17 protein-coding genes and 1 pseudogene are annotated in these 17,833 nt (G+C 58.8%); 15 read left to right on the forward strand and 3 right to left on the reverse strand.

Annotated features, from left to right (window positions below; all coding sequences use genetic code 11):
• The 3 genes from AC2FNN_RS18640 to AC2FNN_RS18650 form a co-directional block, all read left to right on the forward strand.
• Nucleotides 1-748 (forward strand): ABC transporter permease subunit (locus AC2FNN_RS18640; protein ID WP_496759952.1); only part of this gene is annotated, 748 nt, incomplete at its 5' end.
• Nucleotides 749-1,855 (forward strand): ABC transporter permease, encoded by a 1,107-nt coding sequence (locus tag AC2FNN_RS18645; protein ID WP_496759953.1) that lies wholly within the window; start codon nucleotides 749-751, stop codon nucleotides 1,853-1,855.
• Complete coding sequence (locus AC2FNN_RS18650) at nucleotides 1,852-3,429, forward strand: ABC transporter ATP-binding protein (protein ID WP_496759954.1); 1,578 nt, start codon at nucleotides 1,852-1,854, stop codon at nucleotides 3,427-3,429. Before AC2FNN_RS18645 ends, AC2FNN_RS18650 begins: the two co-directional genes overlap by 4 nt.
• A gap of 24 nt (nucleotides 3,430-3,453) precedes the next feature.
• On the opposite strand, the gene AC2FNN_RS18655 is transcribed toward AC2FNN_RS18650, so the two are convergent.
• On the reverse strand, nucleotides 3,454-5,382 hold the full coding sequence (locus AC2FNN_RS18655; protein WP_496759955.1) for an elongation factor G: 1,929 nt from the start codon (nucleotides 5,380-5,382) through the stop codon (nucleotides 3,454-3,456).
• A 212-nt stretch (nucleotides 5,383-5,594) separates the two neighbouring features.
• Nucleotides 5,595-6,950 carry an oxygen-independent coproporphyrinogen III oxidase gene (gene hemN, locus AC2FNN_RS18660; protein WP_496759956.1) on the reverse strand — a complete coding sequence of 452 codons (1,356 nt, stop codon included), beginning with the start codon at nucleotides 6,948-6,950 and terminating at the stop codon, nucleotides 5,595-5,597.
• Nucleotides 6,951-7,011: 61 nt separating this feature from the next.
• Between hemN and fnrL the strand changes: the two genes are divergently transcribed.
• On the forward strand, nucleotides 7,012-7,755 hold the full coding sequence (gene fnrL, locus AC2FNN_RS18665; RefSeq protein WP_496759957.1) for a transcriptional regulator FnrL: 744 nt from the start codon (nucleotides 7,012-7,014) through the stop codon (nucleotides 7,753-7,755).
• Nucleotides 7,756-7,826: 71 nt separating this feature from the next.
• On the forward strand, nucleotides 7,827-8,081 hold the full coding sequence (locus AC2FNN_RS18670) for a GlsB/YeaQ/YmgE family stress response membrane protein (protein WP_496759958.1): 255 nt from the start codon (nucleotides 7,827-7,829) through the stop codon (nucleotides 8,079-8,081).
• A 37-nt stretch (nucleotides 8,082-8,118) separates the two neighbouring features.
• On the opposite strand, the gene AC2FNN_RS18675 is transcribed toward AC2FNN_RS18670, so the two are convergent.
• Nucleotides 8,119-8,958 carry a universal stress protein gene (locus AC2FNN_RS18675; RefSeq protein ID WP_496759959.1) on the reverse strand — a complete coding sequence of 280 codons (840 nt, stop codon included), beginning with the start codon at nucleotides 8,956-8,958 and terminating at the stop codon, nucleotides 8,119-8,121.
• Between the two features lie 200 nt (nucleotides 8,959-9,158).
• Between AC2FNN_RS18675 and ccoN the strand changes: the two genes are divergently transcribed.
• The 10 genes and pseudogenes from ccoN to AC2FNN_RS18725 form a co-directional block, all read left to right on the forward strand.
• Nucleotides 9,159-10,766: a cytochrome-c oxidase, cbb3-type subunit I gene (ccoN, locus tag AC2FNN_RS18680; RefSeq protein WP_117872179.1), complete on the forward strand. Its 1,608-nt coding sequence runs from the start codon at nucleotides 9,159-9,161 to the stop codon at nucleotides 10,764-10,766.
• A 16-nt stretch (nucleotides 10,767-10,782) separates the two neighbouring features.
• The gene (gene ccoO, locus AC2FNN_RS18685; protein ID WP_496759960.1) at nucleotides 10,783-11,511 is read left to right on the forward strand and encodes a cytochrome-c oxidase, cbb3-type subunit II; all 729 of its coding nucleotides are present in this window, start codon (nucleotides 10,783-10,785) and stop codon (nucleotides 11,509-11,511) included.
• Nucleotides 11,512-11,523: 12 nt separating this feature from the next.
• Complete coding sequence (locus AC2FNN_RS18690) at nucleotides 11,524-11,709, forward strand: CcoQ/FixQ family Cbb3-type cytochrome c oxidase assembly chaperone (protein WP_050605006.1); 186 nt, start codon at nucleotides 11,524-11,526, stop codon at nucleotides 11,707-11,709.
• On the forward strand, nucleotides 11,706-12,569 hold the full coding sequence (gene ccoP / locus AC2FNN_RS18695; RefSeq protein ID WP_496759961.1) for a cytochrome-c oxidase, cbb3-type subunit III: 864 nt from the start codon (nucleotides 11,706-11,708) through the stop codon (nucleotides 12,567-12,569). The genes AC2FNN_RS18690 and ccoP overlap by 4 nt, the downstream gene beginning before the upstream one ends.
• Before the next feature lie 420 nt (nucleotides 12,570-12,989).
• Nucleotides 12,990-14,417, forward strand: a complete 1,428-nt coding sequence (gene ccoG / locus AC2FNN_RS18700) for a cytochrome c oxidase accessory protein CcoG (RefSeq protein WP_496759962.1) — start codon at nucleotides 12,990-12,992, stop codon at nucleotides 14,415-14,417.
• Between the two features lie 2 nt (nucleotides 14,418-14,419).
• Nucleotides 14,420-14,878: a FixH family protein gene (locus AC2FNN_RS18705; protein ID WP_496759963.1), complete on the forward strand. Its 459-nt coding sequence runs from the start codon at nucleotides 14,420-14,422 to the stop codon at nucleotides 14,876-14,878.
• 2 nt (nucleotides 14,879-14,880) lie between these two features.
• A complete protein-coding gene (locus AC2FNN_RS18710; RefSeq protein WP_496759964.1) occupies nucleotides 14,881-17,058 on the forward strand; it encodes a heavy metal translocating P-type ATPase in 2,178 nt (725 codons plus the stop codon).
• A gap of 5 nt (nucleotides 17,059-17,063) precedes the next feature.
• Nucleotides 17,064-17,222, forward strand: a complete 159-nt coding sequence (gene ccoS, locus AC2FNN_RS18715; protein ID WP_496759965.1) for a cbb3-type cytochrome oxidase assembly protein CcoS — start codon at nucleotides 17,064-17,066, stop codon at nucleotides 17,220-17,222.
• Between the two features lie 99 nt (nucleotides 17,223-17,321).
• Nucleotides 17,322-17,519 carry a preprotein translocase subunit SecE gene (gene secE, locus AC2FNN_RS18720; protein WP_050605011.1) on the forward strand — a complete coding sequence of 66 codons (198 nt, stop codon included), beginning with the start codon at nucleotides 17,322-17,324 and terminating at the stop codon, nucleotides 17,517-17,519.
• A 199-nt stretch (nucleotides 17,520-17,718) separates the two neighbouring features.
• Nucleotides 17,719-17,833: pseudogene (locus tag AC2FNN_RS18725) on the forward strand (transcription termination/antitermination protein NusG); the annotation flags it as partial.

Raw genomic sequence — 17,833 nt, forward strand, 5'->3', positions numbered from 1 at the left:
TTATTTCCGCTCGATCAGCGTGATTGATCTGGTGCTCGAGAAAATGCCGGTCTCGATCTCGCTGGGCCTGTGGTCAACGCTGATTGCCTATCTGGTTTCGATCCCTCTGGGCATTCGCAAGGCGATCAGGGACGGTTCGCAGTTCGACACGTGGACCAGCGCTGCGATCATCGTGGCCTATGCGATCCCTGGCTTTCTGTTTGCCATTCTGCTGCTGGTGCTTTTTGCCGGTGGATCCTATTGGCAGATCTTCCCGCTGCGGGGGCTGACATCCGACAACTGGGACAGCCTGAGTCTCTTTGGCAAGATCGCAGATTACTTCTGGCATATCGCGTTACCGACAATTGCGCTGACGATCTCGGCCTTCGCGACGCTGACGCTGCTGACCAAGAACTCGTTTCTCGATGAAATCAAAAAGCAATATGTCATGACCGCCCGCGCCAAAGGGCTGAGCGAGCGCAAGGTTCTCTATGGTCATGTCTTCCGCAACGCGATGCTGATTGTGATTGCAGGGTTCCCGGCCGTGTTCATCGGCGTGTTCTTCGGAGGTTCGATCATTATCGAGACGATCTTCTCACTTGATGGTCTGGGGCGTCTCGGGTTTGAAGCCGCCGTGGCGCGGGATTACCCGGTGATCTTCGGCACGCTGTTCATCTTTGGCCTGATGGGTCTGGTGGTCGGCATCATCAGCGACCTGATGTATGTGCTGGTCGACCCGCGTATCGATTTCGAAAAGCGGGAGGGGTAAATGGCCTTGTCCCCTCTGAACCAGCGCCGCTGGAGCAACTTTCGCCGCAACAGACGAGCCTTCTGGTCGTTGATCATCTTCGCTGTGTTGTTCGGCCTGTCGTTGTTCGCCGAGTTCATCGCCAACGACAAACCCATCCTCGTGAAGTACCGGGGAGAGTACTTTACGCCGGTTTTCAACTTCTACGCAGAAACGGAATTTGGCGGCGATTTCCAGACCGAAGCGATTTATCGCGACCCCGAGGTTCAGTGCCTGATCGACAGCGGTGGATTGGAAGACTGTTTCGATGATCCCGAAGGCATCATCGAGCAGATCGACGCCGGTACATTCCAGGCTGAGGGGTTTGAACGCGGCTGGTCGCTTTGGCCGCTGATCCCCTATTCCTACAACACGTCTGTGGATCGCCCCGGGGCTGCACCCTTGCCGCCCAACGGCCAGAACCTGCTGGGCACCGATGACACCAAGCGCGATGTGCTGGCACGGGTGATTTACGGCTTCCGCCTGTCGATCCTGTTCACGCTGCTGGTGACGGGTGCTGCCAGCCTGATCGGTATTTTTGCCGGTGCCATACAGGGTTTCTTCGGCGGTTGGCTGGACCTGATCTTTCAGCGGATCATCGAGATCTGGTCGGCAACCCCGTCGCTTTACGTGATCATCATCATGTTCGCGGTGCTGGGGCGAAGTTTCTGGCTGCTGGTCGCGCTGATGATCCTGTTCAGCTGGACCGGACTGGTTGGTGTGGTGCGCGCCGAGTTCCTGCGGGCGCGAAACCTTGAATATGTGCGCGCTGCGCGGGCACTGGGTGTGGGCAACATGACGATCATGTTCCGTCACATGCTGCCCAATGCGATGGTGGCCACGCTGACCTTCATGCCCTTCATCGTCACGGGCACCATTGGCGGGCTGGCTTCGCTGGATTATCTGGGCTTTGGTCTGCCGTCCTCGGCCCCCTCGCTGGGAGAGCTGACCTTGCAGGCGAAACAGAACCTTCAGGCCCCATGGCTGGCCTTCACCGCCTTCTTCACCTTTGCCATCATGCTGTCCCTGCTGGTCTTCATTTTCGAAGGTGTACGCGATGCATTTGATCCCAGAAAGACCTTCTCATGAGCCTGCTGGATGTAAACAACCTGAAGGTCTCGTTCCGGCAGGACGGTCGGATCAGTGCTGCGGTTCGGGGCGTGTCATTCCATGTCGATCGCGGGGAAACCGTGGCGCTGGTGGGCGAATCCGGATCGGGCAAATCGGTTACCGCGCTCAGCACCGTATCGTTGCTGGGCGAAAGCGCCATTGTCGAAGGGTCGGTCACCTATGACGGGCAGGAGATGATCGGCGCCTCGGAGCAACGCCTGATGGATGTGCGCGGCAATGACATCAGCTTTATCTTTCAGGAGCCGATGACCTCGCTGAACCCGTTGCACACGATCCAGAAACAGATGGCTGAATCGCTGGCCCTGCATCAGGGTGTAGCGGGCGATGTGGCGCGGGACAGGATTGTCGAATTGCTGACCAAGGTCGGTATCCGCGACCCTCAAGACCGGCTGGACAGCTATCCGCATCAGTTGTCGGGCGGTCAGCGGCAGCGTGTGATGATCGCCATGGCCCTTGCCAACAAGCCGGACATCCTGATCGCGGATGAGCCGACAACGGCACTGGATGTGACCATTCAGGCGCAGATCCTCGAACTGCTGGCTGAATTGCAGAAATCGGAAAACATGGGGATGCTGTTCATCACCCATGATCTGGGCATCGTGCGGCGCATTGCCGACCGGGTTTGCGTGATGAAGGATGGTGAGATCGTCGAGACCGGCGCGACTGCCGAGATCTTCGACAACCCGCAGCACCCCTATACCCGCAAGCTCCTAGCCGCGGAACCTTCGGGTCAGCCGGACGCCGTTGCAACAGATGCCGAGGAAGTCGCGCGCACGGATCATCTGAAGGTCTGGTTCCCGATCCAGCGCGGGTTTCTGAAACGCACGGTCGGCTATGTGAAAGCGGTGAATGACGCCACGCTGAGCGTGCGCGCGGGTGAGACCTTGGGGATCGTGGGCGAAAGCGGGTCGGGCAAGACCACGCTGGCGCTGGCAATCATGCGTCTGATCGCGTCCGAAGGCGGCATCACCTTTCGCGATCAGGATGTTCGAAAATGGTCCACGCGAGAGCTGCGCCGGTTGCGCAAGGATATGCAGATCGTGTTTCAGGACCCGTTCGGCAGCCTCAGCCCACGTATGACCTGTCAGCAGATTATCGCGGAGGGTCTGGCCATTCACAACATTGATCCTCATCGCGCGCCGCGCGAGTTGGTCGCCGAGGTGATGACAGAGGTGGGCCTGGATCCTGCGGCCATGGACCGGTATCCGCACGAGTTTTCAGGCGGTCAGCGTCAGCGCATCGCCATTGCACGCGCGATGGTCTTGCGGCCCAAACTGCTGGTTCTGGACGAACCGACCAGCGCGCTGGACATGACGGTTCAGGTTCAGATCGTTGATCTGCTGCGCGATCTGCAAAAGAAATACGGGCTGGCTTATCTGTTCATCAGCCATGACCTGAAAGTTGTGCGGGCGATGTCGCACAAGGTGATCGTCATGCGCAACGGGGACGTGGTTGAAATGGGCTCGGCCGAGGATTTGTTCGAAAATGCCCAGACCGACTATACCCGCGAATTGATTGCTGCGGCGGGCTGATATCAGCCCGCCACCGTCAGGCCATCAGGCGCTGGCTTTTTCTTTGGATGCCGCTTTCGGGACCGGCCCGCGTAGTTCTTCATAGTGATCAAAGCTCAGCTTGACCCACCCGGTTCCGCGCGTGGCACTGGCAAGAGTGCGATGCAACTCATCCTCGGCCACGGCGGGGATTTGAGCATTGAAGATCTCCCACCCAGAGGCGTTTGGGTTGCCCTCAAACCCCAGAACCTGCCCTTGCAGCGTGCTGATGGTTGGCACCAGATCGCCCACAAAATCGGATGGCAGGTGAATTTCTGCGGTCAGGATCGGTTGCAGAACCACTGGTTTGGCTTGCGGCAACGCCTCACGCACGGCGTTCTTGCCTGCGGTTCGAAACGCATAGTCTGAACTGTCCACGTTGTGATGCTTGCCGTCGCTTAAGGTCACTTTGACATCGACCACGGGAAAGCCTTCAGGGCCTTGTTCCAACGCGTCCTTGGCCCCGTGTTCGACGGACGGGATGTAGTTCTTGGGTACTGCGCCGCCTTTGACCACCTCTTCGAACTGGAACCCCGATCCGCGCGGCAGGGGGGCGACCGAGATCACCACATCCGCGAACTGTCCGGCCCCGCCGGACTGTTTGCGATGGCGATGGCGATGCTCGACGGGCGAGCGGATGGTCTCGCGATAGGCGGTTTCGACTTGGTCCGCTTCAATCTCGATCCCGAAATCCTCGGCCAGTTTGGCGGTCACCCGACGCATATGCTGCGGTCCTTGCGATCCAAGGATCGAATGACCGCTCAACTCATCCTGATGCACGTGCAGACCGGGGTCGATTTCGACGAGACGGCTCAGGGCATTGGACAGGCGCACATCGTCCCGCTCATGCGCGGGCCAGACGATCTGACGATGCGCCACCGGATGCGAGGCCGCCCATTCCGGCAGTTCCGTCGCCGAATTGCTGTCGTAGATATAGCCGGGGTTGAGGTGATCGGATTTTACTGCCAGCCCGATCTGCCCGGCCTCAAGCGTGGCGATTTGGGTTTTGGCATCCAGCGTTGTCAGGTTGCCGACGGTCTCACCGCCCAACGCCTCATGCGCTTTTACCCCGTCCCCTAGGCCGCGCAGAACGACGATTTTTCCGATGTGTTTTTTGACATCCGCAAAACCGGCAATGGCGCGGGCGCTGTCTGCGGCCTCGTCGCGCCCGGCGGCGATGTCAAATTCGGGGGCTTCATGCCGCAGCGCCTTCATCAGACGCGTCAGCCCGTTGCCGTGGCTTGCGGCGCCCAGGCAGGCGGGAATCAACTGATGGTTCTTCAGGACCTGTGCCGCCAGATCATAGACCTCGTCACTGGGTGGTTGCTTGTCTTCGATCAGCTGTTCCAACAGGTTGTCATCGAAATCGGACAGGGTTTCGAGCAGCTCGGTTCGCGCTTCCTGCTCGCGGTCTTCGACGGATTGAGGCAGTTCGATCAGGGCCGAGGGCTGGCCCTCCTGATATTTCCAGGCCCGTTCCGAGATCAGATCGACCGCGCCGATGATCGTATCCCCCTCGCGGATCGGCACCTGACGCAGGGCAATGTGGTGGGTGCAGTATGTTTGCAGTGCGGCGATGATATCGCGGACGCGGCCATTGGGGTTGTCCATCCGGTTGATGAACAGAAAACAGGGGATGCCGGCCTCTTCGACCAATCGCAGGTAGGGCGCACACAGAACGGCGGCATTCGGGTCAGGGGGCACGACAACCACGGCGGCGTCCGAAATCGCCATTGCAGGGCCGACATAGGCCAGTGCATCGCCGCCCCCATCGACGTCGATCGCGCACCAGGGCTCGTCCAGATAAGAAAAACCGTGCAAATGCACGGTTCCGGAAACATCGAATGTGGTGGGGCGCCCGTCGAGGCGGCTGATGGCCTCGACAAGCGTAGATTTGCCCGATTGGCTGGGCCCGAGGACGGTGAAAACGCGCATGAGTGTTGTCCCTCTTTCAGGTTGCAGATTGGCTACACGAAAGGGACCGACCGACGCGTTGGCGCCGACAAGGATTGTCTGTATTTTGCCCGCCTCAGACCGCAGAGCGAGATGCCGCCCTACAGTATGAGTGTGGGAAAAACCGCAGGCGTGCGTCAAGCCCCTGATGTGTTTTGCGCGTCACGGGCCGAATGTTGCCCGCCGAAAAAGGGTCAGATGGCCGAGCTGTGCCCGGCTTTGCTGAGGTCATAGGCGTCAAAGCTGCGGGCGATCATCCGGGTCAGCGCCCGCGCCTCGGGCGGTATGAAAAGCCCGGTTTCAGTGATTTGCAGCATGCCGTCGAAAGATGCATTGGCTGCGTGATACATCTCGTCCAAGTCAGAGGCCGAAATATCGTGATCCCGCAGGATTTCCCCCGAGTCGATCTTGAAATCGCACATCAGTGCCTCGATCAGGCGGGCACGCAGAATGTCCTGACCTTTGAAGAGGTGCCCTCGGGATGTCGAAAACTGCCCATTGCGAATAGCCTTGGTATGAGCAGACGTAGCCGGGGCATTCTGCGCGTAGCCTTGCGGGAAGCGCGAGATCGAGCTGGCCCCGACTCCAATCAGAACATCGGCCTGATCGTCGGTGTAACCCTGGAAGTTCCGCTTGAGGCGGCCCGCGCGCAATGCGTGGGTCAGTCCGTCATCCTGAGTGGCGAAATGGTCGATGCCGATTTCGGCATAATTGTCCCAAAGGAACAAACGCCGGGCTGTGTCGAACAGTTCCAGCCGTTGTTCGGGAGTTGGCAGTGCGTCCGACGGAATCAGCTGCTGCCGCTTGGCCATCCAGGGTACGTGGGCATACCCGTAAAGAGCCACGCGGTCCGGGCTGAGCGACAGGAGTTTCTGCACGCTTTCCGTCATGCGCGCCTTGGTCTGATGCGGCAGGCCGTAAAGGATATCCGCGTTCAGGCTTGTGATGCCACGTGCACGGATCATGTCGATAGCGTCGCGCGTGGTGTCATAGCTTTGAATACGGCCTATGGTTTTCTGGATTTCGTCATCGAAATCCTGCACCCCGATCGACGCGCGGTTCATGCCCGCGTCTGCCAGCGCGTCCAGACGCGCCTCGTCAATTTCGTTCGGATCGATCTCGACCGAGAATTCGGCATCCGGCCCCATGGGCACGATACCCAGGATGTGTTGTGCCAGATCGCGCATCAGTTGGGCGTTCAGCAACGTTGGTGTGCCGCCGCCCCAGTGCAGGCGCGACAGGACCACACCCTCAGGCAACCGCGTGGCCAGAAGGTCCAGTTCGGCCTTCAGAACGTCGACATAGGCGATCACCGGATTGTCGGTTTGTGTTCCCTGTGTCCTGCACGCACAGAACCAGCATAGCCTGCGGCAGAATGGAACATGAATGTACAGCGAAATTGCACTGCCGGGTTTGATCCCGGAAATCCAGTCGCCAAACATGTCTGATCCCACGTCGTTGCTGAAGTGGGGGGCGGTGGGGTAGCTTGTGTAACGCGGTACTTTCGCGTCAAAAAGTCCAAGCTTTGCCAATTGTGGTTTCACTATCATGGCGATACCTTTATGCGACAGGCGACACAGGTGCTTTGATGGAGATCAAGTGGGAACGCGCATGACAGTAAAAGCACAATTTGACCATTCAAATTGCGGAGACTGCCCGATTCGTCATCGCGCCGTCTGTGCCCGGTGTGATGCAGATGAGCTGGAAGCGCTTGAAAGCATTAAATATTACCGCAGTTTTGAAGCGGGCCAGACGATCATCTGGTCTGGGGATCAGATGAGTTTTGTCGGCTCGGTCGTGGCTGGTATCGCATCGTTGACTCAGACGATGGAAGATGGCCGCACCCAAATGGTAGGTCTGCTGCTGCCCAGCGATTTCGTGGGCCGCCCGGGTCGCGATACTGCGCCTTATGATGTTCAGGCAACGACGGATGTCGTGATGTGCTGTTTCCGCAAGAAACCGTTCGAAGAGTTGATGGACCACACCCCGCATATCGCCCATCGCCTATTGCAGATGACGTTGGACGAGCTTGATGCCGCACGCGAGTGGATGCTGGTTCTGGGGCGCAAGACGGCGCGTGAGAAGATTGCCAGCCTGCTGTCGATCATTGCGCGCCGGGACGCTTCGGTCAGCCAAAAGGGTCTGACTGGATCTATCGTGTTCGACCTGCCCCTGACCCGAGAAGCCATGGCGGATTACCTGGGTTTGACGTTGGAAACGGTCAGTCGCCAGATTTCAGCTTTGAAAAAAGACGGGGTGATCACACTTGAAGGAAAGCGGCACGTGACCATCCCCGATTTGGGCCGCCTGATGGAAGAGGCGGGTGACGATTCGGATGGCGGCTTTCCGGTCTGACGCGAACGGTACTTGACCACGAACAACCGCCGCGGTCTTTTTGGCAGGGATATCTACTTCAGGAGCTCGGCATGGAATTCACCAGTTTGTTGGCAATGCTTTTGGTCGGCGCAATCGCCGGTTGGCTTTCCGGAAAGATCATGGAGGGCAGGGGTTTTGGCCTTTTCGGAAACATACTTGTCGGAATCGTGGGTGCGTTTCTGGCGGGATTGATTTTTCCGGCGCTTGGATTTGCCGTCGGCGGCGGCCTGTTGTCATCTATTTTCTTCGCAACGGCAGGCGCCGTGATCCTGCTGTTCCTGATAGGTCTCATCCGCAGAGGATGACAAAAGCCGCCAAGTCGGGCGGCTTTTGACGGGCGGATCAATGGGCCAGGAATACGGGTACGCTAGATTGCTCCAGCATGTTGCGGGTTGCGCCGCCCAGAATGGCCTCGCGAAAACGGGAATGACCGTAAGCGCCCATGACGATCAGATCCGATTCTGTATCGGATGCGTGACGGTTGAGAATATCCGACACGCGCGTCATGCTTTTGCTTAGCACATCAATCTCACATTTGACCCCGTGACGGGACAGCATCTGTGACAGCATTCCGCCGGGATCAGACCGGTCCGGCCCATGGCGGGGCGGATCGATGACCACGATTCGGACCAGCTCGGCCTGTTTCAGGAAGGGCAGGGCGTGACGAATGGCGCACATGGCCTCTACGCTTTCGTTCCAACCTATCATGATATTGCGCGGCACCGTCAGGGGCTCGACGTCGTCCGGTACGACCAGAACCGGGCAATGCCCTTCGAACATGGCTGCTTCGATGATGGGCTCGGCCTCGGCCCCGCGGTCTTTGCCGTAAGGGTGCGGCAGGACCACCAGATCGGAAAACCGCGCCCTATGCGCGACATGGCGTCCGATATCGGCAATCTGCGCGACGCCATGCTCGGCGGACCAGCGAACGCCGGACTTGCCAAGGTAGACATTGGCAAAGTTCAGCAGCTCCTGGGCCTCGGCGTTGGCCCGGCTCAGTGTTTCCTGAACGATAAGCGCATTGGCACCCGCATAGTAATAACCTGTCTGACTGCGATCGACGCCCAGGCACAGGGCTTCGGCATGTGCATCCTGAGATTCTGCCAGGGCCACCATCTGCGCCAGAGCGGCGGGTGCTGTCTGCGTTTCGGTCATGACGGTGAGTAGAGATTTGTAAGTCATTGCGACCTCATGATTCGGGCATTTGGTCTCATGTGACCAGTTGGCCTGTTTCCTTTACAATGCGTGTCACAGAAAACGCAGAACTGTCTTGATACAGATCAAAGCAGTAACAGCCGCCGTGCTTCAGAACGGCAGCCAGTCAAATGGGTTTCGCGCGTACAAGAATCAAAAACGCGCGGGGCATGGCAAAGGGACGCAATATGTCGAATTACATCAAGCTGATCGTGCTTGGTCTGATCGCGCTGTTTGCAGCGATCGGAACCAATTATGCACGCGATTTGGCGTATCAGGTACATGCGCTGCTGGTGATGCTTATCGCCGGTGGCCTGTTCATCTGGACGCTTCGAAACACTGACGAGCCAGATATTCTAGTCGACCGCTCGGGCGAATACATGGATGACGTGATCCGCTATGGCGTGATCGCAACTGCCTTCTGGGGCGTGGTCGGGTTTCTGGCCGGGACCTTCATCGCATTTCAGCTGGCTTTTCCGGTGCTGAACTTCGAATGGGCGCAGGGGTATCTGAACTTTGGTCGTTTGCGTCCGCTGCACACGTCGGCAGTGATTTTTGCCTTTGGCGGCAACGCATTGATCGCAACGTCGTTCTACGTCGTTCAGCGTACCAGCGCGGCGCGGCTTTGGGGCGGCAATCTGGCTTGGTTCGTTTTCTGGGGCTATCAGCTGTTCATCGTGCTGGCGGCGACGGGCTATGTTCTGGGCGGAACGCAGTCCAAGGAATATGCCGAACCTGAATGGTATGTCGATCTGTGGCTGACCATTGTCTGGGTCGCCTATCTGGCAGTCTACCTGGGTACGATCATCAAGCGGAAAGAACCCCACATCTATGTGGCCAACTGGTTCTATCTGGCCTTTATCGTCACCGTCGCCATGCTGCATCTGGTCAACAACATGACCGTTCCTGTCAGCATCTGGGGTTCGAAATCGGTCATCGTCTGGTCGGGCGTGCAGGATGCCATGATCCAGTGGTGGTACGGCCACAACGCGGTGGGCTTTTTCCTGACCGCGGGTTTCCTGGGCATGATGTACTATTTCATCCCGAAACAAGCCGAACGCCCTGTATTCTCGTACAAGCTGTCGATCATCCACTTCTGGGCTCTGATCTTCCTGTATATCTGGGCCGGCCCGCACCACCTGCATTATACCGCGCTACCTGACTGGGCCTCGACGCTGGGCATGGTGTTCTCGGTGATCCTGTGGATGCCGTCCTGGGGTGGTATGATCAACGGTCTGATGACCCTGTCAGGCGCATGGGACAAGCTGCGCACTGACCCGGTGATCCGGATGATGGTGATCTCGGTCGGCTTCTACGGCATGTCCACCTTCGAAGGCCCGATGATGTCGATCCGCGCGGTGAACTCGCTGAGCCACTACACCGACTGGACCATTGGTCACGTGCACTCGGGCGCGCTGGGCTGGAACGGCATGATCACCTTTGGTGCGCTGTACTTCCTGGTGCCTGTCCTGTGGAAGCGTGAGCGCCTGTACTCGCTGCAAATGGTCAGCTGGCACTTCTGGCTCGCCACGATCGGCATCGTGCTTTATGCCGCGTCGATGTGGGTCACCGGTATCATGGAAGGCCTGATGTGGCGTGAAGTGGATGCCAACGGCTTCCTGGTGAACTCGTTCGCTGACACCGTGGCTGCCAAGTTCCCGATGTATGTGGTGCGTGCTCTGGGTGGCGTGATGTTCGTCGCTGGTGCCGTGATCATGTGCTACAACCTGTGGATGACTGTGCGGAAAGCGCCGGCCAAAGAGGCCAGCCTGACCGTCGCGGTCCCGGCTGAATAGAGGGAGGGCCGGAGCAATGGCAATTCTCGACAAACATAAGATCCTCGAGACCAACGCGACCCTCCTGCTGATCTTCAGCTTTCTGGTCGTGACCATCGGTGGCCTGGTGCAGATCACCCCGCTGTTCTATCTTGAGAACACCATCGAGAAGGTGGAGGGCATGCGCCCTTACACCCCTCTCGAAATGGCAGGGCGTGAGATCTACATCCGCGAAGGCTGCTATGTCTGTCACAGCCAGATGATCCGCCCGATGCGGGATGAGGTCGAACGCTATGGCCACTACTCGCTGGCGGCGGAATCGATGTATGACCACCCGTTCCAGTGGGGGTCCAAACGTACCGGACCGGATCTGGCGCGTGTCGGTGGCCGCTATTCTGATCAATGGCATGTCGACCACCTGCGGGATCCGCAATCCGTTGTGCCGGAATCGGTGATGCCGAAATACGGCTTCCTTGAGCATCGCAAAATTGACGGCAAGTACATCGGTGATGTGATGGCCGCCAATGCTCTGGTCGGGACGCCCTATTCCGAAGAGATGCTGGAAAACGCCCAAGCCGACTTCCTCGCTCAGGCTGACCCGGACAGCGACTATGACGGGCTGCTGGAGCGCTATGGCGACAAGGTCAACGTGCGCAACTTCGACGGCCAGCCCGAGTTGACCGAAGCAGATGCGTTGGTTGCCTATCTTCAGATGCTGGGCACGTTGGTCGATTTCTCGACCTTCACCCCGGACGCAAGCCGCTAAAGGAGGATCGTGATGGAAGAATACACTATTCTCAGGCAGTTCGCGGATAGCTGGATGCTGCTGCTGTTGTTCGCCTTCTTCGTTGGTATCGTCATCTGGGTTTTCCGCCCCGGTGCCAGCAAGGAATACAAGGACACCGCCAACATCCCCTTCCGGCATCAAGACAAACCCGCCACATCCAAGGAGGCGCGGCAATGAGCAAGACACCTGAAAAACAGCCGGGTGATCCGAACACAACCGGGCACAGCTGGGACGGGATCGAAGAGTTCGACAACCCGATGCCGCGCTGGTGGCTGTGGACCTTCTACGCCACCATCTTCTGGGGCGTGATCTACACGATCATGTATCCGGCATGGCCCCTGGTACAGTCGGCAACCGCCGGCGTCATGGGATGGTCTTCACGGGCTTTGGTTCAGCAGGAGATGGTCGCATTCGAAGAGGCAAATGCACCCTGGAACGCCAAACTGGTGGAAACACCGTTGGAAGACATCGCAAAGGACGCCGAACTACACCAATATGCCGTGAATTCCGGGGGTGCCGTGTTCCGTACATGGTGTGCGCAGTGCCACGGTTCCGGTGCGCAGGGCGCGCCGGGTTTCCCGAACCTGCTGGATGACGCCTGGCTGTGGGGTGGTACGATGGAAGATATCGTCTACACCGTCAGCTATGGTATCCGGAACGAAGAAAGCGACGATGCGCGCTATTCCGAGATGCCTGCCTTCGGTGAAATCCTGGAGCATGACGAAATCACGCAGGTGGTTCAGTATGTCATGTCGTTGAGCAACGCTCAGACCGATGACGCGGCGGCACAGGCGGGCAAGGTTGTCTTTGAAGACAACTGCGCGGCCTGCCATGGCGAAGATGGCACAGGAGACATCTTCCAGGGGGCGCCGAACCTGACCGACGCGATCTGGCTTTATGGCGGCAGCGAAGAGGCTCTGACCGAAACAGTGACCTACAGCCGCTTTGGCGTCATGCCGAACTGGGATACCCGCCTGACCGAGGCGCAAATCCGTGCGGTATCCGCCTATGTCCACCAGTTGGGTGGTGGCCAGTAAGACCTAGAGAGCACCTTCGGGCGGCTGGCCGCCCGAAGGCTGTAGCACCGGCTGTTCCATCTGTTCGCGCGTTTCCTGAACAGCCGGTGCTTTTTTTACACTGAATTCCTGTTGTTTTGCCATTCCGATCTTTGCAAAGATGGCTGGTCACCCGTGTTTGGGCAGGTCTGACCCGGGGCTGCGACAATTGGTCGGTCCTTGGAAAACTGCATATGCCATATGCAGCTGGTCTCGCGCCACAAGCAGATTCTCCGCCAAAATCGGATGAAAATCGGGTAAAATACTTCATTTCCAGCGCCGGCAAGATGGGCTGATCTTCAAAAGATGTTTGCTCGATGCGCTTTTTGACCCATGTCAAAGTTCGCCTGGGCATGATCTGGAACAAGACGTCTTCAGAAGACCCATTTGTGGAGCCAGCCAGTGAGCGATTCCGATCCCGCCCCCAGCCTTTACGCCGCGCGTGAGCCGATTTTTCCAAGACGTGTTTCGGGGCCGTTTCGAAACCTGAAATGGATTATCCTCATCGTGACGCTGGGCATCTACTATGTGACGCCCTGGATCAGATGGGATCGCGGCCCCAGCCTGCCGGACCAGGCGGTGCTTTTGGACATGGCGAACCGGCGGTTCTATTTCTTCTGGATCGAGATCTGGCCGCACGAATTCTACTTTGTCGCTGGCCTGCTGATCATGGCAGGATTGGGTCTGTTCCTGTTTACGTCAGCTCTGGGTCGCGTGTGGTGCGGGTATGCATGCCCGCAAACCGTCTGGACGGATCTGTTCATTCTGGTCGAGCGGTGGATCGAGGGTGACAGAAACGCCCGCCTGCGCCTGCACCGTCAGGAAAAGCTTGATTTCAGAAAGGTTCGCTTGCGGATCACCAAATGGACGGTCTGGTTTCTGATCGGTTTGGCGACAGGTGGTGCCTGGGTGTTCTATTTCGCGGATGCACCTACGCTGGCCCGTGATCTTGTGACGGGCAACGCGCATCCCATTGCCTATACGACGATGTTGATCCTGACGGGTACAACCTTCTTCTTCGGTGGGTTTGCCCGCGAGCAGATCTGTATCTATGCCTGCCCATGGCCGCGCATTCAGGCGGCGATGATGGATGAGGACACGCTGGTTGTCGGCTATCGCGAATGGCGGGGCGAACCGCGCGGCAAAGGCAAGCGGACGGCCGATTCTGAATTGGGGGATTGCATCGACTGTATGGCCTGCGTGAATGTCTGCCCTGTCGGAATCGACATTCGGGATGGCCAGCAGCTGGAATGCATCACCTGTGCCCTCTGTATCGACGCTTGTGATGACATGATGGCCAAGATCGGCAAGCCACGAGGACTGATCGACTACATGGCGCTAAGCGATGAAGCCCATGAGCGATCCGGCGAGCCCGCCAAGAATGTCTGGAAGCACATTCTGAGGCCGCGTACGATTTTGTACACCGCATTGTGGGCGCTGGTCGGGTTCGGGCTGCTGTTTGCGCTCTTCATCCGTTCTGACATCGATCTGACTGTTGCACCGGTTCGCAACCCCACTTTCGTCACCCTGTCGGACGGTACAATCCGCAACACCTATGACGTTCGTCTGCGCAACAAGCACGGTGAGGACCGTCTGTTCAAACTGTCCTTGGCGGGCGATCCGGCGATGCGACTGGAAATCGAGGGAACCAATATCGATACTGTGAATGTCACGGCGGATACGGCACAATTGACCCGTGTATATATCGTGGCTTCCCGCGATAGCGGACCGGCCGCAGCAGGGGCGACACCAGTGCGGATCTGGGTCGAAGACCTCAGCAGCGGCGAACGCGCCTACAAGGACACCACGTTCAACGGACGAGGGAACTGATCATGGCCGAACGGAAATTCACCGGAAAGCACGCCCTTGCCGTGTTTGTCGGCGCCTTCGGCGTGATCATCGCGGTGAACCTCGTGCTGGCATACAGTGCGGTGAAAACCTTTCCCGGGCTGGAGGTCAAGAACTCCTACGTCGCCAGTCAGGAGTTCAACGAGCGTCTGAAAGAGCAGCAGGCGCTGGGCTGGACTGTTCGGGCTGAAACCAAAGGCGGCCTTCTGATCCTGCACATCACCGACGAAAGCGGTGCGCCGGTTGAGGTGAGCGAATTGCAGGCCGTGGTCGGCCGGGCAACACATGTGCGCGACGACTTCGTGCCGGATTTTACATTCGACGGCACCGCTTATGCCACGCCTGCTACACTGGGCAAGGGCAACTGGAACATCCGATTGGTGGCGCGTGACGGAAACGGTGCCGAATTCTCGCAGCGCGTCCCGCTTTACGTGAAGGGGTAAGCATGACGGCTCAGCTTTCATCCGGTACAGCAGCCTGCCCGGGCTGCCTTGCGGCCCCGGCAGAGCCGGCCCGGCCCACACCGGAGGATGTGCAGATCGCCTTGTCGCTGCCGGGCATTCATTGCTCGGCCTGTATCGCGACGGTCGAGCGTGAACTGAACGCGCATCCCGGCGTCGAAGGCGCCCGGGTGAACCTGACGCTCAAACGCGCGATGATCAAAGCTACGCCGGAAACGCGTGCTAGCGATCTGATCCCGGTGCTTGAACAGGCAGGTTTCGAAGCACATGAGCTTGATCCGGGGGCTTTGTCCGCAACGCAGACGGACAAGGCGGGGCGTGATCTTCTGATGCGGTTGGCCGTGGCCGGGTTTGCATCCATGAACGTGATGTTGCTGTCGGTGTCGGTCTGGTCCGGTGCGACGGATGCAACGCGGGACATGTTCCACTGGATTTCAGCGGCCATCGCGCTGCCGGCCATTGCGTTCTCGGCCCAGCCGTTCTTTGCCAATGCCTGGAGCGCCCTGCGCGTGCGACGGCTGAATATGGATGTGCCGATTGTGCTGGCGATCCTTTTGGCGCTGGTCACGTCGTTGTGGGAAACCGCGTTGAGCGGCGAGCATGCCTATTTCGACGCAGCCCTGACATTGACTTTCTTTCTGCTGGCCGGACGGTATCTGGATTACCGCACCCGTGCCGCGGCGCGATCTGCGGCCGAGGAATTGACCGCGTTGGAAGTTCCCCGCGCCATTCGTGTCGCCGATGGGGTTGAAGATGAAGTTCCCGTTGCCGAGTTGCGCGTCGGGGATCTGATCCTTGTGCGACCGGGTGGGCGCATGCCCGTGGACGGCCGGATCGTGTCGGGTCAGTCCGAACTGGATCGATCCCTTCTGACGGGTGAGACGGTGCCAGTCTTTGCCGAAACCGGGCAGGCTGTGAGCGCTGGCGAAGTCAACCTGACGGGTCCGTTGACAATCCGGGCAACGGCGGTCGGGGAAGACACGTCGCTCCATCGCATGGCTGATCTGGTCGCCATCGCCGAGTCTGGTCGGTCGCGCTATACCTCGTTGGCCGACAAGGCCGCCAAGCTTTATGCGCCGGGTGTTCACATTCTGTCGGCGCTCAGCTTTGTTGGGTGGTACATCTATTCCGGTGACTTGCGCACGGCACTGAACATCGCGGCGGCTGTTCTTATTATTACCTGCCCCTGTGCGTTGGGTCTGGCCGTGCCAGCGGTAACCACGGCCGCGTCGGGCCGGTTGTTCCGCAAGGGAATGCTGATCAAGCATGCCACGGCACTAGAGCGGCTGTCCGAAGCCGACACGGTTGTATTCGACAAGACGGGCACGCTGACATCCGGCGCACCGGAACTGGTCAATCTGGCAGACCATGCCCGCGCCAAGGTCGAGGTTGCGCTGGCGCTGGCCGAGGCTTCTGCGCATCCCTTGTCCGTGTCATTGGCAAAAGCGGCGCGTGCGGCAGGCATCAAACCAGCAAATGTGCGGGGAATAGCCGAGATTCCCGGCTATGGCACCGAGGGCGAATTTCGTGGACAACGTGTTCGTCTGGGTCGGGCGGCCTGGGTCGGCGCGGATCAGGGCTCCGATACTTCGGCCTGGCTGGCAATCGGCGAGGACGCACCCGTGGCCTTCCGATTCTCGGACGCGTTGCGCCCGGGCGCTGCTGAGGCGGTGGATGCCCTGCGTGCTTCGGGCAAGCATGTGCTTCTGATTTCAGGGGATTCGCAGGGGGCGGTGCGCGCCTTGGCGGAAAAACTGGGAATTGCGGATTGGATCGCCGAGGCTTTACCGCAGGACAAGGCAAGACGCATTCAGGATCTCAGCGATGAAGGCCACAAAGTTCTGATGGTTGGCGACGGGCTGAACGATACGGCTGCTTTGGCGGCGGCGCATGTGTCGATCTCTCCGGCCTCTGCGCTGGATGCGGCACGGGTCGCGTCGGATATCGTTCTGTTGGGCAATGATCTTTCACCCATTGCGGATGCGTGTGACACGGCCGTCAAAGCCACCAGGCGCATTCGCGAAAACTTCCGGATCGCAACCGTTTACAACGTGATCGCCGTTCCTTTGGCCGTGATCGGACTGGCGACTCCGCTGATCGCGGCCTTGGCGATGTCGACCTCGTCCATTACCGTGTCCCTGAACGCCCTTCGGCTGAGGTAACCTGAATGGAAGTGCTTGCTTATCTGATCCCGATTTCCCTGTTTCTGGGGGGCGTTGGTCTGGTCGCCTTTGTATATACCGTTCGTACGAACCAGTACGAAGACCCCGAAGGTGACGCACGCCGGATCCTGAGCGACGAATGGGATGACAAACCCAAACCCTGAACGAATGCCCCTTAGAGGCAGAGTTGAACCAACTGCCCTTGAAATTGCCGCAATGCCCGGCTATGTCCGGCCCATCCGCTAGCAGAGAGAACACGCCAAATGGCCACCACCAATCCGATCCAGTTCATTCAGCAAGTCCGTGCCGAAGTCTCCAAGGTCGTCTGGCCGACCCGGCGCGAGGTGCTGTTGACCACGGTAATGGTCTTCATCATGGCGGCGCTGACGGCTGTATTTTTTGCTTTGGTCGATTTGGGTATCCGGGGTGGTCTTCAACTGATCCTGGGTGCTTTCAGCTAGACGGGATCGGCACGCTGAAACGTCTCTGCCCCCTTGCGCTGCGGGCAATGTCAGAGTAGGTGACGCGGTACTATTCGGAATGGGCGTGTGGCGATTCGGGCTGCGCGCCGCTTTTTATTCCGGATGACGTGACAAGATTTTAATGACGGGTGTGTCCGGTACGCTTGATGCCCCGAAGACAAACAAGGACGACAGGTTCATGGCGAAACGGTGGTACTCGGTCAGCGTTCTTTCGAATTTCGAAAAGAAGATCGCAGAACAGATCCGCACGTCGGTGGCTGAACAGGGCCTTGAGGACGATATTGACGAAGTTC

The organism is Ruegeria sp. BHSA118 (genome assembly GCF_059613405.1).

What these genes read in the sequence shown, in the direction of transcription:
- AC2FNN_RS18650 (WP_496759954.1), top strand. Translation starts at nt 1,852, where the DNA reads ATGAGCCTGCTGGATGTAAACAACCTGAAGGTCTCGTTCCGGCAGGAC.
- ccoP (WP_496759961.1), top strand. Translation starts at nt 11,706, where the DNA reads ATGAGCAAGACACCTGAAAAACAGCCGGGTGATCCGAACACAACCGGG.
- ccoO (WP_496759960.1), top strand. Translation starts at nt 10,783, where the DNA reads ATGGCAATTCTCGACAAACATAAGATCCTCGAGACCAACGCGACCCTC.
- AC2FNN_RS18710 (WP_496759964.1), top strand. Translation starts at nt 14,881, where the DNA reads ATGACGGCTCAGCTTTCATCCGGTACAGCAGCCTGCCCGGGCTGCCTT.
- AC2FNN_RS18675 (WP_496759959.1), bottom strand. Translation starts at nt 8,958, where the DNA reads ATGACTTACAAATCTCTACTCACCGTCATGACCGAAACGCAGACAGCA.
- AC2FNN_RS18670 (WP_496759958.1), top strand. Translation starts at nt 7,827, where the DNA reads ATGGAATTCACCAGTTTGTTGGCAATGCTTTTGGTCGGCGCAATCGCC.
- AC2FNN_RS18655 (WP_496759955.1), bottom strand. Translation starts at nt 5,382, where the DNA reads ATGCGCGTTTTCACCGTCCTCGGGCCCAGCCAATCGGGCAAATCTACG.
- secE (WP_050605011.1), top strand. Translation starts at nt 17,322, where the DNA reads ATGGCCACCACCAATCCGATCCAGTTCATTCAGCAAGTCCGTGCCGAA.
- AC2FNN_RS18690 (WP_050605006.1), top strand. Translation starts at nt 11,524, where the DNA reads ATGGAAGAATACACTATTCTCAGGCAGTTCGCGGATAGCTGGATGCTG.
- ccoN (WP_117872179.1), top strand. Translation starts at nt 9,159, where the DNA reads ATGTCGAATTACATCAAGCTGATCGTGCTTGGTCTGATCGCGCTGTTT.
- hemN (WP_496759956.1), bottom strand. Translation starts at nt 6,950, where the DNA reads ATGATAGTGAAACCACAATTGGCAAAGCTTGGACTTTTTGACGCGAAA.
- ccoS (WP_496759965.1), top strand. Translation starts at nt 17,064, where the DNA reads ATGGAAGTGCTTGCTTATCTGATCCCGATTTCCCTGTTTCTGGGGGGC.
- AC2FNN_RS18705 (WP_496759963.1), top strand. Translation starts at nt 14,420, where the DNA reads ATGGCCGAACGGAAATTCACCGGAAAGCACGCCCTTGCCGTGTTTGTC.
- AC2FNN_RS18645 (WP_496759953.1), top strand. Translation starts at nt 749, where the DNA reads ATGGCCTTGTCCCCTCTGAACCAGCGCCGCTGGAGCAACTTTCGCCGC.
- fnrL (WP_496759957.1), top strand. Translation starts at nt 7,012, where the DNA reads ATGACAGTAAAAGCACAATTTGACCATTCAAATTGCGGAGACTGCCCG.